We start from the raw sequence: 21005 nt of genomic DNA on the forward strand, positions 1-21005 counted from the left end.
TGCTAAATAGCTTCATTATATTATTTTTGTCCCATCTTTTAACTCTATGTAAATTAATGTTATGCTATTATGAAATGACTAACAGATAGAAGGTGTGAGAACATAATGACAAAAATGCTATTTTACATTAACGGTACACAAGTGACTCAAAAGAAAGTGAATAAATGGGAAACGCAACGTTTAAAAAATGTTTATAAATATTTATCGAAATATCCAGAAGCTCAGTTAAATAAAAATGTCAAATTATGGGTTAAAAATAATGATTTAGATAATATGAAACAGGAAATTGCTCAAGCTAAACTTAACATCACCTTTTCAAAACTAAGAAAATCAATGAGATTAAAATATACAGTAGGTAACTTAATATCAGCAATAGCTACTAAGCTATCGTTTGGACAACGCAAAATGAGCACAGTTGAAATCGCTATACCTAATAGTCATTTAAATGCTCAGGAAGTGATGAATGTTTTAAATCAAGTAATGATGCAGAAAACGCCAGAACATGATGAAATTAATGTGAAAGCAAATCCGGATCATTATGTACTCGAAGGCATTACTGCAGAAATTCAAGAAGTGCTTGAAACTACAGGTGGTAGTCCGTTACCGACACATTTCTTTGCTCATTATAATGATGAAACGAAACTTAAATCACGTATGTCGGAAGATTACCAAATTGAATTACCGGGCGTTGCTAAATTGAAAAACGGCATGATTATAGGCGGTATGCGTCATCAAATTCGCAATGAAAATAATGGCTTTCGTTTTAAAGCATTAGTTGAATTTCCAGCGATTTTACCAAATTATATGATTCATCAACATCAATATCATTTATGCTGTGAATTTGGAAACTGGCTGACTTACATTTTAGAAGTTGAAAGTAAATAGAGCTTTAAACTAATATTCGCTACCTAATAAAGTAGCGATTTTTTTATTGAAAAAATTATTGTGAATTCATCATTTTAGTTTAAAATTACTTTACAAATATTTATGAAATCGTTTACATACACCATTTTCAGTGAAAGAATAGTATAAGATACATAAACTTAGGAGGATGTTATTTATGAGTGAAACTATTCCGGAGAAAATGAACGTTGCATTAATGCATGAACCTTATGATATTGAAATTGTCGAAAGAGATATGCCAAAAGTAGGACCTAAAGATGTCTTAATCAAGATGATGGCAGTAGGCGTTTGTGGTTCTGATGTTCACTATTATGCACATGGTCGTGTTGGTGAATTCGTAGTTGAAAAACCAATCGTATTAGGACATGAATGTGCTGGTATGGTCGCACAAGTTGGGGATGAAGTAACAGACTTTAAAGTAGGAGATCGTGTTGCTATCGAACCAGGTGAACCTTGCCGTGAATGTGAATACTGTAAATCAGGACAATATAATTTATGTCCACATATGGAATTTATGGCGACACCACCATACGATGGTGCGTTCTGTGAATATGTAAGCCATCCGGCAGACTTCCTGTATCATTTACCAGACTCAGTGACTTATGAACAAGCAACCCTTGTTGAACCATTCTCAGTAGGTTTACAAGCATGTAAGCGTGCGGATATTAAACCAGGATCAACTGTTGTGATTATGGGTATGGGTCCCGTTGGTTTAATGGCAGTTGTCGCTGCTAAAGCTTATGGCGCAACAAACATTATCGTTTCAGACTTAGAAGATAATCGTTTAGAAGCGGCTAAACGTTTAGGCGCAACAACAACAATTAATATTAAAAATGAAGACGTCGTTGAACGCATTAAAGAATTAACAGACGGTCAAGGTGTTAACTATGCAATCGAAACAGCAGGTAACCCGATTGCCTTAAGAAGCGCATTAAATTCGTTAAAAGATGGCGGTACTTTAGCTATTGTTGGTTTACCTCAAGAAGATATGAACGAAATCAATGTGCCATTTATTGCGAACCATGAAATCAATATTGTAGGTGTGTTTAGATATGCTAATACGTACCCACAAGGTATCCAAATCTTAAGTACAACAGACGCTGACATCGATTCACTATTCACACATCAATTTGAACTTGCCGATACAAAAGAAGCGATGGAATTAACACGTACAAGTAAAGGCGATGCCTTGAAAGTGATGGTATATCCAAATGGCTTTTTAGATAAATAATGAATCACCACCATTAAGCTAAATTGAATATACATTAACAAATCAGTCTGGGACATAAATAATATAATCATGCTAATTAGCAAATTCGCAGTAGCTGACTGAACTGAGAAGACGCTTAAATCGAGCTTTTCTCAGTTCTAGTCATCCTTGCGGGGGTGGGACAACGAATTTAAAAGAATTCTGTCCCACGCCCATTTGTGTTAGATGAAAATAAACGATTGGTCGGCGCAGAAATTTATGGTATTGACGCAGCTGAGTTAGTAAACTTATTCGTATTTATCATTAATCAACGTATGACAGCACAAGATTTAAATCAATTGATCTTTGCCTTCCCTGGTGCCTCTAGTGGTGTCATTGATATGTTGAAAGTGACTATGTTGTAAATTAATATAAATCAATAAATAAGCCTACATATTGGAACTAATGCGTTATTGTTCCAAATCATGTAGGCTTGTTTTTATATTTTAACTGTACGCGCAGTCTAAAATGTTACTTTTGAGATTCTAAGAATTTTTCAGCTACGGCTTTACCAGATTGTGGATTTTGACCAGTAATGATGCGACCATCAACGACTGCAAATTCAGTCCAGTTATCGCCTTGCTCATAGTTAGCACCGCGACGTTTCAGTTCATCTTCAGTAAGATAAGGCACGACGTCTGCCAAACCAACCGCTTGTTCTTCACTATTTGAGAAGCCAGTAACTGTTTTGCCATCGATGATATAGTTACCTTCAGCATCTTTAACATTTAATAGGCCAATTGCGCCATGACAAACAGATGAAACGACATCGTTATTGTCATAGATTTCTTGTGTTAATTTCTGTAAATCTTCATTGTCTTTGAAATCCCAAATCGTACCGTGACCGCCAGCGAAGTAGATAATATCGTAATTCTCAGCTTTGACAGCATCAGGTGTAACGGTATGGCCAAGACGTGTCATAAAATCTTTGTTTTGATAGTATTTCCAATCTAAATCAGTCATCACATCCTCTTGTAGACTTTGTGGATCAATGGCAGTATAACCACCTTCTGGGCTAATGTAATGCACTTTATAACCATTTTTATATAAGACATCCGCGAAATGAACAACCTCGCCAAACCATAGACCAGTTGGACGGTTCATATCTGGATATTTCGTTACACTTGTCACAACCACTAATGCTCTTTTTGTATTCATTGATACGCCTCCTCATTTTATACTACCTTCAGTCTACCCTTTTCAGAAAAGTAGGAAACCGAAGTAGTATATAATGGTCTATTTAAAATGTTAGATAGTAAAGCCACCATCAACATAAAGAACTTGTCCTGTAACAAATTCACTCCATTGTGAAGCTAAAAATAAAGTTGGTCCTGCAATATCTTCTGGTGTTGCAATCCTTCCCAACGGAGTTTGAGTTATAATATTTTCTTTTAGCTTTTCTTTAGTATTGTACGTTCCATTAATTGGATACACTAATCCAGGCGCAATACAATTAACTCGAATGTTATATCGACCTAAGTCCATTGCAAGGTTTTTAGTGAAACTTTCTAACGCTGATTTAGCAACATTATATTGGTGATATGGAATAATAGGTCGTTTAGTTAAGTTACTAGTAATATTGATAATAGAACTTTCTACTTCTTCTTTAAGATAAGGCATGCAATAGTGTATAGTATTATATGCGTATTTAATGGCACCTTGGAATTGTGTGTCATATTCATCCCAAGAAACTTGATCAGCCATTTGTCGTTGCTCAGCATCAAATTTGAATGGAGCAAATGCGTTATTAACTAAGCAAGAAAGTTTACCGTATTTATTAATTATATATTTAATCATATCTTGAACTTCATCTTCATTGCTAATATCAGTTTTTATAGCTTCAACATTAGCACCAAAACTTTTGCATTTTTGAACTGTTTCGTTCGCAGCATTATTATTTGTTTTGTAATTGATAATGACAGTTGCTTTTTCTTTTGCAAATGCAATTGAAATTGCACGACCAATACCTCTACTTCCTCCAGTAATTAAAACAACTTTATTTTGAAAATGGGTCATTAAATTCCCTCCAGCAATTACTAAATTTCATATTCTACAAAGTTTTCACTGTCACTTAATAAATTTTGTTCAATATCTACATAAGAAACTAAATCTTTTAGATTAAACCCACCATCATGATGCCATCCTTCTTCAGGTAGAGTCATAGATTGAATGCTAGTAAAACGACTGACTCCAGTACTAGATAGTTTTTCACACCAATCAAACATTGTTTCCTTAGAAGATGCCATTCCTATCGTTTGGATGTATTTTTTATGAGGTGCTATTAATTGTATAAGTTCATTAATTTTATTAAATGGCATGATGCGAACAAAACGATTTAAAGGGGTAGGATAAAAGCATTGATTTTCATGATAAACAACCACCCATGATGAGTTTTGGTTTTTATATATTTTTAGAGAATCATCAAACATAATTTGTGTTTCAACCTCTTTAATTCTTTGCACACGTTCTATACTTTCTTCAAATGTGAGTGCGCGTATAGGATATTGCTTTTCTAATTGATGTAATGCACTACAAATTATCTGAGCAAAATTTTTAGGATTAATCTGTGCATTATCTTGTATGAATATCATTTGTGGTGAATAGCAACCTTGTTGATCATAACGCATGATTTCTAAAGCCATATTCTTAGCGACATTTTGAACTTTATTAGGTTTTAAAGATTCGCTACTTATAATAGATAAACCTACTTTTTCACCATAACTTAAGAACTTTTTAGTAATAGGAATTCGTTTAGAAATTTGGTTTAAAACTGTGTTATTACCATAACCTATAATCACATCTGAATGCTTAATGGCAATATCTTCTAAATTTGTGCTACCTCCAGTCCAATAAACAATAGCTATACTATTACCAATAATTGGATCGATTCTAGCTAAAAGTTGAACAAACCAACTAGCGATAAAAGGTTCAGACTTAGGTAATTTACAAATACTTCCAGATTTTACTATTAAACTATTGATTAGACTCCATAAAGGTAGTCCTGGAACATTTCCAGACCATATATGAGTGATAATATCTGGTGCGATGGCTTTTGAGAAGCCGCCTTTATGATTAGGAACAAAGTGTTCTAAAATATTAGGGTTATAAAAATCTTCTGATACGAAGCGTTGTAGTTCAAATTTTCTAAAAGTAGTTAAGTATTTTGTAAATCCTACTTTAAGTATTTCTGAACTATATCCTGTAGTTTGAGGTATGATTCTATCAATATTTTTTCTCCATTCGGATTGGGAATCTAGGAGTTCATGAATAGCTTGGTCAATTAAACTAATAATTTTTGAAGTTGAATAACTTCTCAATTTTGCTCTATGTTCTTTTATTTTAGAGCAAACGAATTCTAATTGATTTTCGGTTAATTCAGGCACTAAAGCGGTACAGTCTTGAAACTCGATTTCTTTATAATGTATTTCATGACTCGCTATAAAAGGCACATGTCCAACTTTTAATTTCATAAGTATCTCCTTAATTTTTAGAATTTAAAAATTCCTCTACAGCTAATGAACAACCTTTTGCCAATGATCCTTCAGTTCGACCATGTAATATAAATCCTTGCTCAGTAGGTTCTCCAACATCTTCCATCATGATTGTTGCCACAGAGTTATAGTTTGCTAAATCATAGTGAATTAAAATACCTTTTTCATTATAGGAAACATCCTTCATAGTCATTGGATTAACAACACGACTTCTACACCAATGAGGTGAAAATTTAATTGATGGAGATATTTGATTCCCTTTATCATAAAATTGTGTACTTAATTCTGTAACACCATACATATTGATACACATGTTTTTTGAGATATTAAATATATTTGATAATTTATCGTAAAATTCTTGTTGAGGTAGTTCTTTAGAACGATTTTTGTAACCTCCTGTATCTAATATACGGCTACCTTCAGGTAATATAAAAGTTAAATTATGTTCTTCTAGATATTCCATTAAATGAACAATGCTATAACTTGCACCAAGCAATGAAAATGGTGTTCCATTTGTTTCAGATTGTCTTAAAGCTTGAATAAGTTTTGTATATTGAATACCGCTATTGTCAATATATATTGCACTATTTTTTGTTCCGAATGTTGATTTCGCTACTTCAAGGTAATGAGCTAATGAAGAACTTGGAAGTTCTTTAGGAGAAGGGAATAATATAGCCATCTCAATCTCACTGTAATCTGGAAGAAACATTTTCTTAAAAAATGAAGTCATAGCTAAGTCATAAACATCTAAATCTTTATGATAGTTTTTGCCTTTAATTCCGCTAGTAGTACCGCTAGTCATATAGATAAATTGGGCATCTTCAATCGGTATAGTACTAAATGTTGCATGTTTGAATGCATTAATTGGGACAGCTGGAATATCTTTCCAATCATTAATTGTTTGAGGTGTTTTTCCTTGAGATAGGCAAAATCTTTTATAGTCACGGTTGTTATTAAATTGATATTCAAATAGTTTTAAAGCAACTGTTGGGAAATCATCAGAACTACCATTTTCAATAAATTGATAAATATATTGTTTAATTTGTTTAAAGTTCATTTGTATCTACTCCTTTAAAATAAAAAACAGGGAGCAACAATACAGTGCTCCCTGCTTTAATAGGTATAATAGTTATCTCGAAATCACTTTCCTACGTTGGTTTTAGCCATATCAGGTTCAATGGTTGAAGTTGATAACTTCTCTCAGCAAATAGCACCCATAGTGATATATAATTTTAATGTTGCTTATATTATATTAAAATATTAATTGAATTTCAAAATTAATTTTTGACAAATGAATAAAAGGTAATTATATTTAAAATAAAGCAGATATCAGTACTAGGGGTGTTTTTTAACTGAGATGGAGCAATCCAAACCCTTTGAACCTGAACTAGTTAGCACTAGCGTAGGGAAGTATATATCAAATATAAATCTATATACTTTTTTATGCGCAAACTTTCTGGTTAGATAAGTTTGTGTTTTTTTATGTACTTTTCTGCATATTTCTTCTAAAGGAGTAGGAAAAAGTTGAAAAATTTAAATTTGGCAGATATATTGGTAACTGTTTTAATTAGCTTTATTTTTGGTTTGATTTATAAGGGTGTAGGACTAACTGTTGCAGCATTAAAACCATTAGGTCTTCATTTAGATCAAATAGCTTATGGACTTTGGTTTATAGCTGCAGTAGTTGCATTTTTAATAATTCGTAAACCAGGAGTGGCGTTACTAGCTGAGCTAGCTGCAGGAGCCGGGGAGACAATTTTATCGGGAGATATTAATATGTCCATCTTATTACATAGTTTAGCGCAAGGCTTAGCATGTGAAATTATATTTTTAATTTTTAAATACAAATCTACTAAACTAGCAGTAGCTATGTTAGCTGGTGCGACTGCTGGAATATTTACTATACCAGTTGATTGGTTATTTAACTATTTGGGAGAATTATCTACTTGGAATATAATCTTACTTTATACGATTAGAATTTTAAGCGGAACGTTATTATCAGGTGCATTTGGCTACTATATTGTAAAAGCGTTAGAAAAAACAGGCGTAACGAACTTATATCGAAATTCAACTAAAGATGATATTGACGCATTATAAAAATGTATCATTTTTATAATGAAATTTTATTTATTGTTACCTGACCATAAATTTCTTATACTTGAATTATTGTTTTTTAGTTGGAAGGAGTTATTACATTGGCACAAGATAATAACAAATTGAAATGGTCAAGCTTAATAATAGGGACATTACTGTTAATTGTGGCAGTTATCATCTTTAGTTATCCTGTTAAAAACTTCTACACGCTGACTTGGCTTATTGGTTTATTTATTCTTATTAACGGTGTGATTCAGCTGTTATTCCGTCGTGCTGCAAGAGCGGTCGCTGGTAGTGGTACTGGACTTATTATGGTTATAGGAATTATAGATATTATATTTGGACTGCTAGTCATGTTTAATGTTGGAGCAAGTTCAACATTCTTTATTTTCATGTTTGCCGCATGGTTTATTGTAAGTTCAATTATCGGTCTACTTACGATTTCTAAGCAAAGCCGTTTAAAAGGACTATCTATCATAGTTAATATTTTAGGCTTGCTATTAGGAATGATTTTATTATTTAATCCTATGATGGGGATGATACTTGTTTCAACAATGATTGCGATCACATTTGCAATTTTAGGTGTAACTTATGTCATTGACGGCCTTGCATAAATTTTCAGGGGAGGGAGAGAGACAGAATTCTATATGAATTTCTTGTCTTTCTCCCAATTTTTATATTTAGAAGAGAAAATCTTAAAAAGTGAATTCATGATTTGGAAGTATTACAATAAAATATATTAAACAATGATTATAGGAGGCATTCATGTGACGTACAATTTTGATGAAATCATTGATCGCCGTGAAACTAATGCGATGAATGTTGAAGGTTATAAAGGTTACTTATTTGGAGATGCAGATACTTCAGACTTAGAAGACCATGATGAACTCATCCGTATGTGGGTCGCTGATATGGATTTCGCGACACCCGACGTTGTGTTAGATGCGATTAAAGATAGACTAGATAAAAAGATTCTAGGTTACACTAACTTATTTGGTACAGATTATTATGATGCCTTTGTCTCATGGACAGAGCGACGATTTGGTTATACATTCCCACAAGACCACCTTGTATTCTCTCATGGTATAGTTGCTGGGTTAATTGAACTTGTAAGTTATATTTGTGATGAAGATGACAAAGCGCTTATTTTAACACCAAGTTATGGACCATTTAAAATGGCATGCGATAAAAACCACATTGAAACGGTTTATTCTCCAATGATTAATCATAACGGTTATTATGAAATTGATTTCGAAGATGTACGCAAAAAAGTAGAATCAGAAAATATTAAACTGTGTATCTTTGCGAACCCACATAATCCAACAGGCCGCGTATGGTCAGAAGATGAATTGAAACAATTTGGTCAAATCATGGCAGATAATGATGTATGGATCATTTCAGATGAAATTCATTGTGACATTAAACGTGCCGGTCAAACCCATATCCCTTTTGCTAAAGCAGTGCCAGATTACGATAAGATTGTGACCGCAATGTCGCAAAGTAAGGCATTTAATATAGCAGGCTTAATGTTCTCAAACATCATTATTCCGAATAGAAGATTATTAAAGACATGGAAGTTACATCACTTTAGTTCTGAGAATCCATTAAGTATCGTTGCGACACAAACAGCTTATGAAAAAGGCGAAGACTGGTTAGCCGCTATGAATGATTATTTAGACGATAACTTCAAATATTTGGCAAACTTCTTAGAACAAGAACTCCCTCATGCAGAATTTAAAATACCAGAAGCCACATACCTCGCATGGGTAGATTTAAGCTATTACATCAAAGAAAAAGAAATCAACGAACCCATCGCGAAATACTTTATCAAACACGCAGGCGTAATCATTGAAGGACAAGAACAATTTGTCCATAACGCGGAAAGTCACATTAGAATCAATATTGCCATTCCACGTGAAGTTATGAAAAAAGGATTACAAAAAATAAAAGATGCATTGATTTAAAAGGAGATTATGCATGTCAATTATACCCCCATCGAACAACGGCCAGACACCATTTCAAAAGTTATTAGGCCATCAAGACAAAATCATGCAGTCATGGTCACAGCTAAGTGATGTGCTAGAAAGTGACGGCACACTTAGCAAGGCATTGAAAGAAGAAATACGAAGAATGTTAGCCCAGAATAATGGGTGCCAATACTGTAAGGCAAAAGGTCAACCTACCGGCAGTCTAAAAGATGAAAAATCATCCATTTGCATAGGATTTACCGAGGTGTTTATCAAAATGGGCGACCACATTCCAGACAACATTATTAAAGTACTTCAAGACAATCTAACAACAGAAGAAATCGTTGAACTCATTGCATTTATTACATTCACCAACGCACAACAGAACTTTGGTGCAATAATGAAATTACAACCATAACACAAACCTCTAGTCTATTTGGCTAGAGGTTTTTTGCTTTGAGAGACTAGTGAGATAGTTAGTGAAATCGTATAAAATCGATATGAAATTTAAGAAATAAGTATATAAAAATTTAATTTTACAATTATTTGAAAATTCAAAATCATGAGTATAAAATGTAATTAAAGAAATAAGATAGCGCTTACATTAAAAATAAAGCATATTTTATTTCTATGTTTTTACAGAGTATTTTGGGTTGCACAATAATATGTTCTTATGAGAGTAGGTGATAGTGATGACAGAATCATATGATTTGATTGTTGTTGGTGCAGGACCTGGTGGATATGTTGCCGCTATTCGCGCTGCACAATTAGGTCAAAAGGTAGCAATAGTAGAGAAAACTAATGCAGGGGGGACTTGTTTAAACGTAGGTTGCATACCTTCTAAAACATTACTTGAACATGGAACAAAGGCGCATGACATCAGTATGGCTAATGATTGGGGGATTGAAACACAATCATTAAAAGTGAACTTCTCAAAATTATTGAAACGTAAACAGCACATTGTTAACACGCTTACGGATGGTGTGAAGTATTTATTAAAGAAAAATAAAGTGACTTATATTGAGGGAGAGGCTACTGTAACAGATGATTTAAAGGTCAAGGTAAATAGTGACACTTATCAATCAAAAGATATTATTTTAGCTACAGGTAGCAAACCATTTATCCCGCCTATTAAGGGATTAGATGATATTAAATATGAAACTACAGACACATTTTTTGATTTAGATACATTACCTAAACAACTTGCCATTATTGGGGGTGGTGTTATTGCGACTGAGTTAGCTTCTTCAATGGCAGATTTGGGAGTTAAGGTCACAATGATTGAAGTAAATGAAGATATTCTCCTGACTGAGATTGAAGTGGTGCGTGAACGATTAAAAGCACATTTGAAGAGTCAAAAGATTAAAATTTTGACCAGCGCTAAGATCAGTCAATTAACCTCATCCGAAGTAATCTTAGAGAATTACGATGATGTGTCATTTGATACATTATTGGTGGCAACTGGTCGACAGCCGAATATTAAAGTAGCTGAAGCATTAGATATAGAGATGGACGGTAAATTTGTACAAGTTGATGACCACTATCAAACGAGTCGTCCACACGTATATGCTATTGGAGACCTAATTAAGGGCTATCAACTTGCACATGCAGCGAGCGCACATGGAATACATGTTGTTGAAACTTTAGCTGGATTAAATCCAAATCCAGTTTCTCCAGAAAATATTACGCGTTGCATCTATACTCGACTTGAAGCAGCCTCTGTGGGTTTATCTGAGGAACAAGCTAAGGAAGCGGGTTATGACGTGTCCGTAACACAATCTACTTTTCAAGGTAATGCAAAAGCGCTTGTAAAAGGAGAATCACAAGGGTTTATCGAAATTGTAGCTGATAAAAAGTATGGTGAAGTATTAGGTGCCTTTATTGTTGGTCCACACGCGACAGATTTAATTGGTGAAGTATTAGGTGTTAAGGCCTCAGAAGGTACGATGAATGAATTATCTAACATCATTCAACCACATCCCGCTCTATCAGAGGCTATTGGTGAGAGTGCGGATGCATACTTCGGAAAAGCCATTCACATGTAATTACAAAACGAATCATGAGTGATGGGAGGAACTAACGATGGAAAAAGAACAAGCACGTTGGATTTATAAAACGATGAATGAAATTCGATACTTTGAAGAAAAGGTGCATAAAATCTTTAGCGATGGTAAAATTCCTGGTTTTGTTCATTTATATGTAGGCGAAGAAGCCGTAGCAACTGGTGTTATGTCACAACTTGAAGATGATGACTATATCACTAGTACCCACCGTGGTCATGGACATGCGATTGCGAAAGGTTGCGACTTAAATGGTATGATGGCTGAAATTATGGGTAAACGCGATGGTCTTGGCCATGGTAAAGGTGGCTCAATGCATGTTGCGGAAATTGATAAAGGGATGTTAGGGGCCAACGGTATCGTAAGTGGTGGCTTTGGTCTTGCGACAGGTGCTGGCATCTCTATTCGAAATCAAGGTAAAAAGAATGTAGCGGTCTGTTTCTTTGGAGATGGTGCAGCAAATGAGGGGAATTTCCATGAAGGACTAAATTTTGCTTCAATTTTAAATCTTCCAGTTATCTTCGTTTGTGAAAATAACCAATTCGGTGAAGGTACAACACATGACTATGCCAGTGCCTCAGAAACAATTGCCGAACGTGCTACAGCCTATAATATGCCAGGCGTCAGAGTAGATGGCATGGATGTAGTCGAAGTGTACAAAGCAGCTCAAGAAGCCGTTGAACGAGCAAAAAATGGTGAAGGTCCTACATTAATCGAGTGTGACACATACCGTAAGTATGGACATTTTGAAGGTGATGAACAAAAAGTTAAATCTCCAAACGACCGTAATGCAGATAAAAATGCAACAGAAGACTTTAAGCGACAAGCACTCGAAGAAGGTTGGTTGACTGAAGAAGAAGCAGATGAAATTGAACAAGCAGCTGAACAAGCTGTCGAAGATGCCGTGAAATATGCAGATGACAGTGAATTGCCAGATGTCGAATCGTTATATAAAGATGTATTTGCTTAAAGGAGGTTATCGCTATGAGTGAAGAACGCAAGTTAACATTTATGGGCGCAATTAACGAAGCAATCGATCAGTCAATGGAACAAGATGACAACGTTATTCTCATTGGTACCGATGTTTCAGGTGGTGCAGGTGTTGAACATATTAAAGATGACGATACTTTTGGGGGCGTCTTTGGTGTCACAAAAGGTCTCGCAAAAAAATATAGTCGTGACCGTGTTATTGATACTCCAATTGCTGAACATATTACATTAAGTTCTGCTGTAGGTGCAGCGGCAACCGGCTTACGTCCTATTGCTGAATTAATGTTTAATGATTTTATTGGTTTTGGATTGGATCCGATTCTAAATCAAGGAGCAAAAATGCGTTACATGTTTGGTGGTAAAGCTAAAATTCCACTTGTCGTACGTACAGTTCATGGCGCTGGTGCAGGTGCAGCAGCACAACATTCTCAATCGCTATATAACATGTTCGCCGCTATTCCAGGTGTGAAAGTGGTTGTGCCGTCTAATCCTTATGATGCTAAAGGACTGTTAATGGCAGCAGTACAAGATGATAATTTGGTAGTCTTTTCAGAAGATAAAACGTTACTCGGTCAAAAAGGCAATGTACCTGAAGAACCTTATACAGTAGAAATTGGTAAAGCAAATGTGACACGTGAAGGTGAGGATTTAACAATTGTAGCAATCGGTAAAATGGTTGCTGTTGCTGAAGAGACAGCAGAGAAATTAGCAGAGGATAACGTTTCAGTTGAAGTCATTGATTTACGTTCTGTATCACCGTGGGATGAAGAAACAGTACTAGATTCAGTGAAGAAGACAGGACGATTAATTGTGATTGATGAATCGAATCCACAATGTAATGTAGCAGGAGATGTGGCATCTGTTATTGGTGATATCGGTTTCGATTACTTAGACGGACCAATCAAAAAAGTCACTGCACCTGATACACCAGTTCCATTCGCAGCTAACCTTGAACAAGCCTATATACCAAACGTAGATAAAGTGTTGGATGTTGCGTCTGAACTAATTGAAGACTTAAAACAAGTTAATTCATAGGCAGGGAGGTGTTGAACGATGAGCGAAAATATTATTATGCCAAAACTCGGTATGACGATGAAAGAAGGCACAGTCGAAGAATGGTTTAAAGCTGAAGGAGACACTGTCGAACAAGGGGAAAGCGTCTGTACAATCAGTTCTGAGAAACTAACGCAAGATGTTGAGGCACCGGCCAGTGGTACGCTACTCCAAATTAAAGTTCAAGCCGGTGAAGAAGCAGAAGTCAAATCTACTTTAGGTGTTATTGGAGACGAAGGTGAGAGTTCTGAAGATAGCAATACTTCTCATTCTGAAAATGTAGAGTTAAACAACGCTCAATCAGACAATGAAAATCAACAAACGAACGATACAACTTCTGCAAATGAAGATGATAGTAAGCATGATGAAGATACAAGAAAATCCAATAATATTGAACATAAAAATGGTAAACGTATCTTTATTTCACCACTTGCACGCAAGATGGCAAAAGATAAAGAGTTTGATATTACGCGAATTCAAGGTACGGGTGGTAATCAACGTATTACGAAACTAGACATCCAACGTGTCGAAAATCAAGGATATGATTTTGAAAATAAAGATGAGCCAACACAATCTACAGTAGAGGCTAGCTTTAACAGTGTAAATGTGGGCGAGGGATTAAATCCTATGCGTAAGCGTATTGCACAAAATATGCGTCAGAGTCTTAATGAAACAGCACAACTCACATTACATCGCAAAGTAGATGCCGACCGCTTGCTAGATTTTAAAGACAAATTATCGGCGGAACTTGAGAATGCAAATCAAGATACGAAACTGACTGTCACAGTATTGCTAGCCAAAGCCATCGTATTAGCGCTTAAAGATTATGGTGCTATGAACGCACGTTATGAAAATGGTCAACTTACAGAATACGATGATGTTCATTTAGGTGTAGCAACCTCACTCGATGAAGGTTTAATGGTACCAGTTATTAACAATGCAGATACTAAAAGTATTGGTGCCTTAGCTCAAGAAATTAAGTCTTCTGCTGAAGCGGTACGTGACGGTAACACTAACGATATTCAACTTTCAGGTGCTACCTTCACAATTACAAATATGGGTACCAGTGGTGTTGAATACTTTACACCTATTCTTAATCTAGGTGAAACAGGTATTCTAGGCGTAGGTGCACTTTCTAAAGAAGTTGTGCTGGAAGGAGATAGTATCAAACAAGTATCACGCATTCCGTTAAGCTTAACATTTGATCATCAAATTCTTGATGGTGCGAGTGCTGCTGACTTCTTAAAAGTATTAGCTAAATATATCGAAAATCCATATCTATTAATTCTGTAATAACAAACCCATTTGATTCGATTAATACCCTCAGCGCATTTAAAATGCTGGGGGATTTTCATGCCTTGTTCTAAATACGTCCCTTATTTAAAAAAGTAAAAAATCTGTCACTTACGTTTATTTGAAATTATAAAAATATAACTCTAATATATAATTGAAAGGGTGTAAAGCGCTTACACCAAATTAGGGTGATTATGTTCAAAGCAAACATTATTAAGGGATGGAAAGACAACTTCAAAGGTGAAAGGGGTAGCAAATGATGTCTAAATCATATGATTTAATCGTTATTGGAGCAGGGCCTGGAGGTTATGCAGCAGCAATTCGAGCAGCACAATTAGGAAAGCATGTAGCGATTGTTGAGAAACAACATGTGGGTGGTGTATGTCTGAACGTAGGTTGTATACCGTCAAAGATATTTTTAGAATATGGTGCGAAAGTGAGAGACATACAATCTGCAAACAATTGGGGAATTAAGACGAATCACATAGATATTGATTTAAACGGTCTAGTGCAACGTAAAGACCAAGTGTTTAAGACCGTAACGGATGACGTTCGAGATGCACTACAGCAACACAATGTTGACATGATTGAAGGCGAAGCGGAAGTACTTGAAGGATTGAAAGTCCAAGTGAATCAGACCATTTACTCGGCGAAAGATATTATTTTAGCAACAGGGACAAAGCCGTTTGTACCACCAATCGAAGGTCTAGATCAAGCACACTTTGAAACAGCTGACACATTTTTCAACATGGATGCATTGCCGAAACAACTCGTGATAATTGGTGGCGGTGTGATTGCCTCGGAAATCGCCTCTTCAATGGCTGACTTAGGCGTAGATGTAACGATTTTGGAAAAAGGCGATAACATTTTATCTAGTGAAATTGAGGAGATACATACGCATCTATCCTCATATCTGAAACAACAAGGTGTACAAATTATTACCAATTCAGAAACAACGAAAGTAAATGCTACAACCTTAGAAATAGATGGTAAAGACGGACCTAAAGAAATACCATATGAAACGTTACTCTTTGCGACAGGACGACAACCTAATGTTCATGTGGCTAAGGCGTTAAATCTAGAACAGGAAGGGAAGTGCCTCCAAGTCAATGAACATTATGAAACAAGCTATGCGCATGTTTATGCGATTGGTGATTTGGTGCCAGGTTATCAACTAGCACATACCGCAAGTGCGCATGGTAAGTATGTAGCAGAACATATTGCAGGCAAACATCCAGAGGCGATTAATCAAGAAGATATACCGCGATGTATCTATACAAGATTAGAATCTGCGTCTGTTGGTTTATCAGCATTACAAGCACAAGAGGCGGGCTATGAGGTTGAAGTGACGACTGCGTCTTTTCAGAAGAATCCTAAAGCAATCTTGAAAGGTGAAACACAAGGACTTGTTAAAATAGTAGCGAATAAGCAAGATGGCAAGATTTTAGGTGGATTTATCGTTGGGCCGCATGCGACAGATTTAATTAGTGAAATCTTAGGCATTAAAGTGGCAGGAGGTACGTTGAACGATATTGCGCACATTATTCAACCACATCCTTCACTATCAGAAGTGATTGGTGAAAGTGCAGAGGCATCTTTTGGAAAAGCAATATACCATTAAATATGAACGATCATTATCTTTCAAAAACCAAGTCAAATACATTAGCGATTTATTTATAAATTACACAAAATGAATTTTAATATTTACGTAACGAGTATGGATAATCCCCCAGGCGCGCCAAAGCTGCTGGGGGTTTTAATGTGTTATTTATGTAACTTATTAATTAGCGTAGCGATTAAAGTATCACTATATTTTATTGTAAGATAGTTGACTTCTTTTTTAAAATGCATTATCTTATATTATAAGATAGTTAACAAAAGGTGATGACATGTCAGTATCTAATCAAATGATGAAGGGGCTTTTAGATGGCGCAATTCTAGGACTTATAGCTAAGGGTGAGACCTATGGGTATGAAATTTTAGAGAAATTAAAAGAAAACCAATTTCCTGAAATTAGCGATGGTAGTATTTATCCAGTGTTACTTAGATTAAGTAAGAAAGGCTACGTTCACACAACCACGCGTAAATCAGATAACGGTGGCCCTAAACGTAAGTATTATACGATTTCTGAAAGCGGCCAAGAAGAATTGGAACGATTTAAGGAGAAATGGCGTTATCTCAACTCAGGAATGAATAATTTATTCGGGAGTGATGAATATGATGACTAAAGAACAGGAAGACTATATATTAAAGCTAAAGGCAGAATTAATGTTTAGAGGTAAGGATGAGGATGAAGTCCATGCCATTGGTGATGAATTACAAGATCACTTTGAAATGGCAGAAGCGAATGGTGGCGATGTGAGCGATATTCTGAATACGCCTGTGAAAGACTATGCGGATAATTTCTCTAAAGAAATGAGCTTCACTAAAGGGTTACCTAAATATTTAACGTACTTCGTATGCTTTATGATTGCGGTATTTACGATACCAGATTTCTTTGAAACGACCTTTACACTCACGGTGGGCTATATTTTAAATATAATTTTTATCTTCGTATTAGCGATTATTGTGCCGTGGTTCTTAATAAGAAAAGCAATTGTAAAATATGGCGATGCTAAACGTGTCTATGTCTATGCGTTTATAGGCGGTATGGTTCTTTTTACACTAATGATTGTAAGTACGTATATTGCTGAAAAATATCCAATCTATACACTTGTGCGCCTTAATCAAACGCAAAGTATCGTTACTGGACTCATATTATTAGCAATTGTCATGTTGCTATGTTTCATTGTGAAACAAAAGCTATTTGCACTTGTCATCTTTATCGTGTGCTTACCTAATTTAATTGGCCAGATTTTTAAAGCACATCATCATTCTAATGAGCAATTTCTAACGATATCACTTGTACTGTATATCGTATTACTTATTGGAATCAATATCGCATTCTTTGGTCATGCTTATTATACGAACCGAAAAGAGCGAAAGCATCATTCTTAAATGATTGATAAAAAGCGTTGAATCACTTCATTAATAGTGACTCAACGCTTTTATTAGTGACGCATCATTGAAATATGATTGCATCATTAATCGACTAACCAACCACCATCGATTGGAATAATTGAACCGTGGATGAAATCAGAATCATCACTTGCTAGGAAGAGTGACAATTGTGCAATTTCCTCTGGTTGACCATAACGACCAGCAGGTACAGAATTTGTTTTTTCCATAACATCTGCAGAACCTTCTTCAAACATCGCATGTGTCATGCCAGTATCAACGGCACCAGGTGCAATGGCGTTTGCTTTAATACCTTTAAGACCATAATCAAATGATAATTGTTTCGTATAACCTGCAATACCATGTTTCGCTGAAGTATAAGCAGCACCGCCACCGCCAGCTACAAATGCACCGATAGAAGCAATATTAATAACCGTACCTTTGCCATTGTCGATCATATGTGGCAACACTGCATTCGTTACAAGATACGTACCTTTTAAATTGATATTAATAATTCTATCCCATAATTCCTCTGACGTTTCTAGCGTTGGTTTATAATCATCTAGAATACCAGCTGTATTACTTAAGATATTGATCGTACCAAATGCTTCAACACCTTGTTTAACAGCGTGGTCAACACTTTCTTTATTAGATACATCGATCGTAACTGGTAGTGCTTCGCCACCATGCGCTTTAATGTCACTAGCTGTTTGGATCACAGTTTCTTCATTGATATCAGCGATTATAACTTTAGCACCTTCTGATGCATAAAGAATGGCCTGTGCTTTACCCATACCTGAACCTGCACCTGTAATAAATGCGACTTTACCATCTAATTTTCCCATTAATAATCCCTCCAAGATATATTCATGAACACCCTTTATTTAACTATTCCTTTAAAATGTGAAAGTATTCATATCACTTATTTATGTGTTCATAACTTTAAGTTATGAGACTTTGAATGATTATTAATTAATAATATAGGTTCAACTAAACTATTGTAGATGGCTAGAATTATAAATTTTACTTGCTAAAATACGAAGTATAGGCTGCGAGACGCTACTAGGAATAGCATTAGCACTGAGACAAAACCTAAGTAAAAAAAGAGTTAAATCACAACCTACAAGACTTTGAAAAAGGCTTATAAAGTGATTTAACTCTTTTCAATTATAAACAGATTGGCTTCACAGTGGTTGATTGGGAGTGGGACGACGAATTTAAAAGAATTCTGTCCCACTCCCTAATCAACTTTGTGGGGGCGAAAAAACGAATTCTTAAACACTAGAATTCTGTTTCGCTCCCAGCAATTCCTAGAGCAAGCGAGCAGCAAACCTGCACGCATTCAATTGTTAGAGTAATTAACGCATTATAGTTCTTCGTACACAGCTACAATTTCATCTGCTAAACGGTCATTGATTTTCGCATATTCTAATAAGAATGCTTTTACACCATGTGCATCAATATATTCACGCATTTCAACTGTTTCTTTATCGTTCATATCATCATATTTCAATAATAACGCTGCTGCTTTTAATAAGCCTTTGCGACGTAAGTTATTTTCATATAGATAAGATAAAGGTTTGATAATACGATCTTTAGGACCGATTTTACGGATTGTGCCACGACCTACACGTGTTACTTCGTCAGAAAGGTATGGATTTTCGAAACGACCAATAATTTTCTCAACATAAGCCGCTTGTTCATCTTTAGTGAAGCTGAAGTTATCTACGATATACTCGCTTGTTTCACCTAATACTTGACGTAAATCTGCAACGATAGCATCGTCTTTAACCGCATCTAGGACAGTATCTCTACCATAGAAACGACCAGCATATGCTAATAAGGCATGACCTGTATTAACAGTTAATAATTTACGTTCGATATAAGGTGTTAAATCATCAACATATTTAATATGTTCTAATTCTTCACCGTACCAAGCGTCTTTTTCGACAACCCATTCAAAGAAAGGCTCAACCATAACGTCTAAAATATTGTCATTCTTTTGAAGAGGGACAATACGGTCAACCGCAGAGTTTGCGAAGTGAATGTTATCGCCTAATGGACCAGTGATATCTAAGATTGCTTCTTTAAGCGTATCAGTCGCCATAATTGCATTTTCACATGCCACGATGTTGACGTGATTTTCTTTTTCTTTTAACACTGGTGCGAATGATTTCGCAATGATAGGAAGAATGTTCACACCAACCGCAGTTGTAATGATATCTGCTTCAAGAATTGCTTGTTTCAACTCATCTGAAGGTTGACCACTGTTAATTGCACTAACACCAGTCACGCGTGTTGTTGTTTTCTCTTCATTAGCAAGAATAACGTTATACGCGCCTTCTTTATCTAATGCAGTGATAATGTCTTCGTTAACGTCTGCAAATGTGACATCAATATTGTTATCTGAAAGAATATAGCCGATGAACCCACGACCAATATTACCAGCTCCGAAATGTACAGCTTTCATTATGCATCAGCCTCCTCGAAGACTTGTTTGATTTCTTCCGCAGATTTAGCATTGACGATACGGTCAACATTTTCTTCTTCACTGAATGTAATTGCGATTTTAGATAATAAGTCTAAGTGTTCGCCATCTTTACCAGCGATACCAACGACAACTTTCACTGTTTCGCCGTTCCAATCTACACCTTCAGGAATTTGAAGTAATGTTAAACCAGATGCTAATACATCACCTTTAGCTTCATCAGTACCGTGAGGAATTGCTAATCCGTTACCCATGAATGTAGAAACAAGTTGTTCACGTTCTTTCATTGCTTGGATATACGCTTCGTTTACAGAACCGCTATCTACTAATGCACGACCTGCTTTTTCGATGGCTTCGTCTTGGCTTCCTACAGATACGTTTAAAAAGATATTGTCATTACTAAATAATTCAGTCATTTTA

The 21005-nt window shown here is 35.5% G+C and carries 20 protein-coding genes, 1 pseudogene and 2 riboswitches; of the genes and pseudogenes, 14 read left to right on the forward strand and 7 right to left on the reverse strand.

Annotated elements, in window-relative coordinates:
* Positions 1 to 105 precede the first annotated feature (105 nt).
* From HMPREF3239_RS01760 to HMPREF3239_RS01770, 3 genes and pseudogenes are all read left to right on the forward strand, one after another.
* Positions 106 to 885 (forward strand): hypothetical protein, encoded by a 780-nt coding sequence (locus HMPREF3239_RS01760; protein ID WP_053030115.1) that lies wholly within the window; start codon positions 106 to 108, stop codon positions 883 to 885.
* 175 nt (positions 886 to 1060) lie between these two features.
* On the forward strand, positions 1061 to 2134 hold the full coding sequence (locus HMPREF3239_RS01765) for an NAD(P)-dependent alcohol dehydrogenase (RefSeq protein ID WP_053030114.1): 1074 nt from the start codon (positions 1061 to 1063) through the stop codon (positions 2132 to 2134).
* Positions 2135 to 2331: 197 nt separating this feature from the next.
* A pseudogene (locus HMPREF3239_RS01770) lies at positions 2332 to 2517 on the forward strand (NAD(P)/FAD-dependent oxidoreductase); the annotation flags it as partial.
* Between the two features lie 106 nt (positions 2518 to 2623).
* Here HMPREF3239_RS01770 and HMPREF3239_RS01775 read toward each other — a convergent pair.
* The 4 genes from HMPREF3239_RS01775 to HMPREF3239_RS01790 form a co-directional block, all read right to left on the reverse strand.
* Positions 2624 to 3310, reverse strand: coding sequence for a type 1 glutamine amidotransferase domain-containing protein (locus HMPREF3239_RS01775; protein WP_070854543.1), 687 nt, complete (start codon positions 3308 to 3310; stop codon positions 2624 to 2626).
* 90 nt (positions 3311 to 3400) lie between these two features.
* Complete coding sequence (locus HMPREF3239_RS01780) at positions 3401 to 4168, reverse strand: SDR family oxidoreductase (protein WP_070854544.1); 768 nt, start codon at positions 4166 to 4168, stop codon at positions 3401 to 3403.
* 20 nt (positions 4169 to 4188) lie between these two features.
* Positions 4189 to 5622: an acyl-CoA reductase gene (locus HMPREF3239_RS01785; RefSeq protein WP_053030110.1), complete on the reverse strand. Its 1434-nt coding sequence runs from the start codon at positions 5620 to 5622 to the stop codon at positions 4189 to 4191.
* Between the two features lie 10 nt (positions 5623 to 5632).
* Positions 5633 to 6700 carry a LuxE/PaaK family acyltransferase gene (locus HMPREF3239_RS01790; RefSeq protein WP_053030109.1) on the reverse strand — a complete coding sequence of 356 codons (1068 nt, stop codon included), beginning with the start codon at positions 6698 to 6700 and terminating at the stop codon, positions 5633 to 5635.
* Between the two features lie 71 nt (positions 6701 to 6771).
* Positions 6772 to 6871, reverse strand: a riboswitch (TPP riboswitch).
* 99 nt (positions 6872 to 6970) lie between these two features.
* Positions 6971 to 7069, forward strand: a riboswitch (TPP riboswitch).
* 98 nt (positions 7070 to 7167) lie between these two features.
* On the opposite strand from HMPREF3239_RS01790, the gene HMPREF3239_RS01795 reads away from it, so the two are divergent.
* The 11 genes from HMPREF3239_RS01795 (at position 7168) to HMPREF3239_RS01845 (ending at position 18097) form a co-directional block, all read left to right on the forward strand.
* Complete coding sequence (locus HMPREF3239_RS01795; protein ID WP_053030108.1) at positions 7168 to 7740, forward strand: ECF transporter S component; 573 nt, start codon at positions 7168 to 7170, stop codon at positions 7738 to 7740.
* Positions 7741 to 7838: 98 nt separating this feature from the next.
* Entirely contained in the window at positions 7839 to 8351 is a 513-nt protein-coding gene (locus tag HMPREF3239_RS01800; protein ID WP_070854545.1) for a DUF308 domain-containing protein, read from the forward strand.
* A gap of 153 nt (positions 8352 to 8504) precedes the next feature.
* Positions 8505 to 9701, forward strand: a complete 1197-nt coding sequence (locus tag HMPREF3239_RS01805) for a 3M3SH-releasing C-S lyase (RefSeq protein ID WP_053030106.1) — start codon at positions 8505 to 8507, stop codon at positions 9699 to 9701.
* Positions 9702 to 9714: 13 nt separating this feature from the next.
* The gene (locus HMPREF3239_RS01810) at positions 9715 to 10122 is read left to right on the forward strand and encodes a carboxymuconolactone decarboxylase family protein (protein ID WP_053030105.1); all 408 of its coding nucleotides are present in this window, start codon (positions 9715 to 9717) and stop codon (positions 10120 to 10122) included.
* Positions 10123 to 10396: 274 nt separating this feature from the next.
* Positions 10397 to 11749 (forward strand): dihydrolipoyl dehydrogenase, encoded by a 1353-nt coding sequence (gene lpdA / locus HMPREF3239_RS01815; protein WP_070854546.1) that lies wholly within the window; start codon positions 10397 to 10399, stop codon positions 11747 to 11749.
* A 37-nt stretch (positions 11750 to 11786) separates the two neighbouring features.
* Positions 11787 to 12734: a thiamine pyrophosphate-dependent dehydrogenase E1 component subunit alpha gene (locus HMPREF3239_RS01820; protein ID WP_053030103.1), complete on the forward strand. Its 948-nt coding sequence runs from the start codon at positions 11787 to 11789 to the stop codon at positions 12732 to 12734.
* Between the two features lie 14 nt (positions 12735 to 12748).
* Positions 12749 to 13789: an alpha-ketoacid dehydrogenase subunit beta gene (locus tag HMPREF3239_RS01825; RefSeq protein WP_070854547.1), complete on the forward strand. Its 1041-nt coding sequence runs from the start codon at positions 12749 to 12751 to the stop codon at positions 13787 to 13789.
* An 18-nt stretch (positions 13790 to 13807) separates the two neighbouring features.
* Positions 13808 to 15100: a dihydrolipoamide acetyltransferase family protein gene (locus HMPREF3239_RS01830; RefSeq protein WP_053030101.1), complete on the forward strand. Its 1293-nt coding sequence runs from the start codon at positions 13808 to 13810 to the stop codon at positions 15098 to 15100.
* A 259-nt stretch (positions 15101 to 15359) separates the two neighbouring features.
* Complete coding sequence (gene lpdA, locus HMPREF3239_RS01835; RefSeq protein ID WP_053030100.1) at positions 15360 to 16721, forward strand: dihydrolipoyl dehydrogenase; 1362 nt, start codon at positions 15360 to 15362, stop codon at positions 16719 to 16721.
* 268 nt (positions 16722 to 16989) lie between these two features.
* Positions 16990 to 17328 (forward strand): PadR family transcriptional regulator, encoded by a 339-nt coding sequence (locus HMPREF3239_RS01840; RefSeq protein ID WP_053030099.1) that lies wholly within the window; start codon positions 16990 to 16992, stop codon positions 17326 to 17328.
* The gene (locus HMPREF3239_RS01845) at positions 17321 to 18097 is read left to right on the forward strand and encodes a hypothetical protein (RefSeq protein ID WP_242450173.1); all 777 of its coding nucleotides are present in this window, start codon (positions 17321 to 17323) and stop codon (positions 18095 to 18097) included. The genes HMPREF3239_RS01840 and HMPREF3239_RS01845 overlap by 8 nt, the downstream gene beginning before the upstream one ends.
* An 86-nt stretch (positions 18098 to 18183) precedes the next feature.
* Here HMPREF3239_RS01845 and HMPREF3239_RS01850 read toward each other — a convergent pair whose 3' ends face one another.
* The 3 genes from HMPREF3239_RS01850 to HMPREF3239_RS01860 form a co-directional block, all read right to left on the reverse strand.
* Complete coding sequence (locus HMPREF3239_RS01850) at positions 18184 to 18942, reverse strand: SDR family NAD(P)-dependent oxidoreductase (RefSeq protein ID WP_075108299.1); 759 nt, start codon at positions 18940 to 18942, stop codon at positions 18184 to 18186.
* 521 nt (positions 18943 to 19463) lie between these two features.
* The gene (locus HMPREF3239_RS01855; protein WP_070854549.1) at positions 19464 to 20567 is read right to left on the reverse strand and encodes a mannitol-1-phosphate 5-dehydrogenase; all 1104 of its coding nucleotides are present in this window, start codon (positions 20565 to 20567) and stop codon (positions 19464 to 19466) included.
* Positions 20567 to 21001 (reverse strand): PTS mannitol transporter subunit IIA, encoded by a 435-nt coding sequence (locus tag HMPREF3239_RS01860; protein ID WP_033079814.1) that lies wholly within the window; start codon positions 20999 to 21001, stop codon positions 20567 to 20569. The genes HMPREF3239_RS01855 and HMPREF3239_RS01860 overlap by 1 nt, the downstream gene beginning before the upstream one ends.
* Positions 21002 to 21005 lie beyond the last annotated feature (4 nt).

Origin of the sequence: Staphylococcus sp. HMSC34C02, from assembly GCF_001838705.1 — a bacterium.
GTDB classification, from domain to species: Bacteria; Bacillota; Bacilli; order Staphylococcales; family Staphylococcaceae; genus Staphylococcus; species Staphylococcus borealis.